Source organism: Providencia sp. PROV122 (assembly GCF_028482365.1).
Taxonomy (GTDB): domain Bacteria; phylum Pseudomonadota; class Gammaproteobacteria; order Enterobacterales; family Enterobacteriaceae; genus Providencia; species Providencia stuartii.
This window is the reverse complement of the sequence record NZ_JAMPQI010000056.1, coordinates 1-2,854: the sequence shown is the minus strand read 5'-3', so window position 1 is coordinate 2,854 and position 2,854 is coordinate 1. Positions and strand designations below refer to the sequence as shown.

Below are 2,854 nucleotides of genomic sequence, written 5' to 3'. Positions count from 1 at the left end.
CATTTGGTCATAAATAGCAGGCCTATTTTGTTTCCAACCCACCATATCCGGACGATGCTTTATAGCCATCGGGGTTTTTAATAACGGATGATCAATGACAGGGGTAGTTAAACCATGTTTAGCGCGAAAATTTTTGACGGCTTGATATTCAAATGGCCACGCTAATAAAATTTCCATATCGATTTCATAGCCCGTCGCACTTTGTTCATTTTCATCCAAATCAAATAAAGCTGACCATTCTACATGACGGTCACAAAGTTCAATAAGCCATTGGGAAACAACATCGTGATTCTCATTATATAACGCTTCTTGGCAAAAACGTTGATAAAACGAATCGATAGGAATACCTGCACTCTCCCAATCTATAGTCTGATTTTTTTCACTTGTCAGCATTTCAACTGCTAGTACGCCTAGCTTCTGTGGACGAGTATACATAGGGAGTGATTCTGCCATTTTACCCGATTGAATATTCTCAATAATTCTATCGTAGCAAAGATGCCCAATTCTAAAGTCATCACAAGCAAAATCCATTAGTAAAATTTCGCCTTGTTCAGAAAAGTCTAAAGATATATTTTTATCCTTAAATAAATTATAGTAATTAACTAAAAAAGAAACATTTCTATGCCAAAAGAATTTCTCAAAAGCATAAGATTTTTCATCCTCATTTGAGTAGACTTCTTTCATATAAAGTTCTCCAGTAATTCCCATTGCAGAATCAAGAGCAACAAGGTAATTTATATATCTATCAACGGCTTTTTTTGTGATATCTATTTCTATATCTTTATAAAACCTATTATCTATCTTTTTTTTCAAATCTATAGTACTAACTTCTATATCTTTCAATTCAGTTTCTATATATTTATTTATTAATTCCATTCTATTCATTATTTTATTATCTCCATAAGAAATATGTTATCAAATCGAGAGGTTTTACCAACAGAAAACATCTCATCTATTCCAACTGTTATTTTGATGCCCCTTATATTGTCAATATTAGCACGCATAGTAGAACGAATATTACGAATATTATCTAAGTCCGCATCGGTTATATTGTAATCATTTTTTTTGTAAAATTTATTTTCAGCATTTTTCATGTGTTTGCTTAATTTTTTAATGGGCTCTTTTTGAGCTTCACTGAGGCTTCCTCCAATTAATGTCCCAGAATCATCAAATTTTTCTCTCATAACTGTTTTCGTTTCAATTGTAATCCAATGAGGTGGAGGTGAGTCGATTTTACAAATTAAATCGATTCCATGACCATTATTTTTTTGTAAACTAAATACGTGACTCGTATCAATATTTTTTCCATATAACGGATTTAACTCTTCCCCTTTATTTCCTGTTATTGATAGCTGATTAACTGGAACCGCTTTTTCAATTTTACCTGTATTTTTAGTTCTATAAAAAACTCCACTGAGTAAGCTACCATCCTTTGCTGCTTTAACCTCATAATTCTCACCAACATATCCGACCAAATGCGCTAATTTCTGTGCTGCAATGTCATCATATAATTTTTGCTCTGAAAGAACTCGATGTAAATCACCTAATAACTACCGTCAACTATGGGTCCAAACAGTGTCACCTTAACATCATCCAAATGCCGCTCAAATGTTTGTAGCTTTGCGTGGGTTTGAGTAATATCACGCGCTTTTAATCCTTTGGTTTTTTTTGATTCGTCGTACTAATTCCATATGCCATATCTTTATTTCATCCTTATTTACGACTCGATTCAGGTAACTCTGTAGGCTCTTGTACTGTAAAATTATCAAGGTAAACAATACTTGCACCACCAGAGGCACTGGTGACACCGGTTAAGGCTTTGGTTTTGACATTTTTTCCAAATAAAATAAACATATTGGCGGCGTGGTAACTGGCTTCAAACGCTTTAGTATTCCCAGTTTGGCTATCAAGGTATTTCATTGAATTTAACAGCACGTTATATCCTTATATCCCAAAAAGGCCGTCATATCTTCAATCGTTTGATTGCCCATCAAACCCACATTAGCGACTTCGCCTGCTACACGGTAAGCCACTTTCCCCCTAATCGGATTGCGGCGCCAACCCCAGTAAATAACAACGCGATATCGACAGCGATCATCACCCCTTGTGCAAATTTCTCACCATTTTCATCCGCTTTATTTTGGATATCTATATCTGAGGCAATATATTCAATCAGTTCATCGGCTAACTCAGTGTAGGTTTTCACCGTAAGGCTATCACCCCGAGTTGCCTCTCGCTTTTTGTGCCCTTTTTCATCTACTGTCCACTTATCAATCCAAGCATCGACTACCGTGTATCTCAGAGATACGGCAATCACTTTTTGGAGATCATTGACCGCTGTCATTTGTACGTTAGAGGGAGTTGCCATTTGCTGGATATCATGCACACTTCCTACTGGATTTGTATAAGCCTTACTAGTATAAGGTTCAAATGACCGTTCCAAAAAAATTCAACTTTATAGTGGTGACGTCCGAACTTGTAAGATTTCCCTTTGTAGTGAAACTCACTTCCTTTTGGGCGCTCATGTTGAGAAACAAAGGCCAACATGAAACCTATAAAAGCCTCGGAGGTACCAAGTCGCTCTCTTAACGTCTCAAAAAAACGATTATGGCCCATAATTTCTTCCGCTAATTCTTTCATTTTATTAGGGATGCTAGGAGATTGAATTATTGTTGATACATATTCCAACAATGAATAATAATCGACGCCAATAGGAATTCTCTCTTTGGAAACTGTGCCGTCTTCATTTTCAGGGTACTCTTCCCAGTCCTCATCAAATGGGCTGGCGATATTTTGATTGTAATAATCAATATCCGCTTGCTCTTGACTTAAAAAAACAATCTTTGGTATTTTG

General features: G+C 36.0%; 5 protein-coding genes. All 5 read right to left on the bottom strand.

The features are described 5' to 3' along the window. The coding region (locus tag PSE69_RS19430) for a hypothetical protein (RefSeq protein ID WP_272675329.1) at positions 1–885 on the bottom strand (885 nt) is incomplete at its 3' end. Then, positions 885–1,475: a hypothetical protein gene (locus tag PSE69_RS19425; RefSeq protein ID WP_076914651.1), complete on the bottom strand. Its 591-nt coding sequence runs from the start codon at positions 1,473–1,475 to the stop codon at positions 885–887. The genes PSE69_RS19430 and PSE69_RS19425, both read right to left, overlap by 1 nt. A gap of 238 nt (positions 1,476–1,713) precedes the next feature. After that, on the bottom strand, positions 1,714–1,935 hold the full coding sequence (locus PSE69_RS19420) for a hypothetical protein (protein ID WP_076914652.1): 222 nt from the start codon (positions 1,933–1,935) through the stop codon (positions 1,714–1,716). 82 nt (positions 1,936–2,017) lie between these two features. Beyond that, the gene (locus tag PSE69_RS19415; protein ID WP_147441375.1) at positions 2,018–2,368 is read right to left on the bottom strand and encodes a hypothetical protein; all 351 of its coding nucleotides are present in this window, start codon (positions 2,366–2,368) and stop codon (positions 2,018–2,020) included. A 23-nt stretch (positions 2,369–2,391) separates the two neighbouring features. Continuing rightward, positions 2,392–2,854 (bottom strand): hypothetical protein (locus PSE69_RS19410; protein WP_272675328.1); only part of this gene is annotated, 463 nt, incomplete at its 5' end.

Excerpts from the sequence above, each read along its gene's own strand:
- PSE69_RS19415 (WP_147441375.1), bottom strand. The coding sequence starts at position 2,368 with ATGGCAACTCCCTCTAACGTACAAATGACAGCGGTCAATGATCTCCAA.